Below are 2,325 nucleotides of genomic sequence, written 5' to 3' on the forward strand. Positions count from 1 at the left end.
CAGGCGCTTGAGCAGCCAGCGGATCGCCAGCGGCACCAGCACCAAGTCGTCCACCATGCCAATCACGGGCAGCACGTCGGGGATGAGGTCTATGGGCGAGAGCACGTACAGCACGATCAGCGCGGTGCCGACCTTCAGCCAGCGCGGCGCCGCCGGGTGACGCAGCGCGAACCACAGCTGCCGCGCGTCGCCGCGCAGCACGGCCCAGAGCAGGGTCAGGCGTTTGAACATGGCAGGTTTCCTTTGGTCTTGCGGTCTTGCTGATGGGCCCGCAGCGGGCCGGTGTCTGGCCCATATGGCGCTGCACGGGCCTTGTACAAGGGACTACAAGGGTTTACAGGGGTTTATAGGGGTTTACAGGGGTTTTTGCCGGTCGTTACATTCACACCCCAAATTTTGCGCCCGGCTTACGCGCGCTCAAAGTCGATAAAGCTTTTTTCTGCATCCACCGCCAGCAGCCGCACGCGCAATTTGTCGCCCACGTCCAGCCCCTCAAAACCGCGCACCACCCGGCCTTCCAGCAAGGGGCGGCTGATGCGCACAAAGGTGCCCTTGGCCGCGGCCCCCGTGACGATGGCGTCGAAGACCTCGCCAATGCGCCCCTGTAGCAGCCAGGCCGCCGCCGCTTTCAGCACCTGGCGCTCGACCTTGCTGGCGTTGTCTTCCTGCAGCGTGCAGTGCCGGGCGATTTCGGTCAGCTGCTCGGCCGAATAGGGCGGCGCCTCGCCCGCGAGGGCGGCCTTCAACAGGCGTTGCGTCACCAGGTCTGGAAAGCGCCGGTTGGGCGCGGTGGAATGCGCGTAGTCGTTCACCGCGAGCCCGAAATGCCCCAAACCGGTTGCGGCCGGCGCACCGGGCGCCGTAGCCGGCGCGGCCGCGTACTCGCCCGAGCCCAGCATCTTCACCACGGCCAGCGACAGGTCGGCAAAGCCGGCCGGGTCGGCCAGGCGCCGCGCGCTGAGGAAGCGGTCTAGCGCCAGCGCATCGGGCGCCGCAGGAAGCGGCACACCATGGCTTGCCGCGAGCGCGACGATGCGGTCCCAACGGCGCGGCGCCTGCAGCAAGCGGCGCAGCGAGGGGAAGCCCTTGTCCATCAGAAAGCGGGCCGTCGCGCCGTTGGCCGCGATCATGAGGTCGGCGATCAGCTCCTTGGCGCGGTTTTTCTCGTCGGGGCGCAGGTCCACCAGTTGCCCGTCCTCAAACACCGGGCGGGCAGACACCGTGTTGACATTCAGCGCGCCGCGCGTCTGGCGCCATTGCCGCAGCTGGCCCGCCAATGTGTCGTGCCAACGCACCTGGTCCTCCAGTCCCGGCACGCTGGCGATCTGCGGCGGTGGCGGTGCCGCGCCGTCGAGCCACGCCGAGACAGCGTCGTAGGTGAGCTTGGCGCGGTTGAGCACCGTCGCCCGGTAGATGTCTGATGCCGACACCGTGCCGTCTGCGGCTACCTGCATGTCAACCACCACCGCCAGGCGCTCCTGGCCTTCGTGCAGCGAGGTAAGGTCGGTAGACAGGACCTCCGGCAGCATCGGGAACACGCCGGCCGCCGTGTAAACCGAGGTGGTGTTGACGGCCGCATGGCCATCCACCGCGCCGCCGGGCCGCACCAAGGCATCGACATCGGCCACGGCCACCAGCAGGCGCGTGCTGCCAGCGGCCAGCGGCTCGGCCACGCTCAGCTGGTCAAGGTCGCGCGTGTCGTCGTTGTCGATCGAGAACCAGGTCAGGTGGCGCAGGTCGAGGATGGTGCCGTTGCGTTCAGGGCCCGTCCGGCGCGCGGCCTCGGCCTCTTGCAAGGCCTGCGGCGCAAAGGCGGGCAGCAGGCCGCGCGAGCGCATGGCCTCGACGGCGATTTGGTGCAGATGGGTGGGGTCCATGGAATACTAATGGTTGCAATGGTTGAGTCGCCCAAATGTACCCGCTGAACCCACCCGAGGACTGGCGGGCTTGCATGTCGGGCAAGCGCGGCGTCTATCTCATCAGCCAGTCGTTCATCGGTGCAATCCGTGGCGGCGGGCCGCAAATTCTTCTCGCTGAAGACGTAGCCTGTCACTGTCAAGGTACTGCGCCAGCAGGTCAATGTCCCGGTCCGTCACGCCCTTGGCCGTGAAGGCCTCTTTCCAGCCGGCAACCCCTGCGCTGACCTCTGTGATGACGCCGCGCGCCGCATCCACCTTCAACCCAAACTGGCGTGCCTGCGACAACGCGTTGACCAATGTGGACTCCGTGGCCTGGTCGCCGACCCCCATCGCCTGGTAGCCCAGGCCCTGGGCGCTGGGCACCACATCAAACGCGGGCGACAGCCGGTAGTGACCATCGGCCTGA

The 2,325-nt window shown here is 67.4% G+C and carries 2 protein-coding genes and 1 pseudogene; all 3 read right to left on the reverse strand.

Annotated features, from left to right (window positions below; genetic code table 11):
* On the reverse strand, window positions 1-231 hold a 231-nt coding region (locus tag RMO23_RS15570; protein WP_309683434.1), incomplete at its 3' end, for a YkvA family protein.
* 176 nt (window positions 232-407) lie between these two features.
* Window positions 408-1,877, reverse strand: a complete 1,470-nt coding sequence (locus RMO23_RS15575) for an RNB domain-containing ribonuclease (protein ID WP_309683435.1) — start codon at window positions 1,875-1,877, stop codon at window positions 408-410.
* Between the two features lie 114 nt (window positions 1,878-1,991).
* Window positions 1,992-2,325 (reverse strand): annotated as a pseudogene (locus RMO23_RS15580) (type II toxin-antitoxin system HipA family toxin); the annotation flags it as partial.

It is taken from the genome of Polaromonas sp. (assembly GCF_031411155.1).
Lineage (GTDB): Bacteria > Pseudomonadota > Gammaproteobacteria > Burkholderiales > Burkholderiaceae_C > Polaromonas.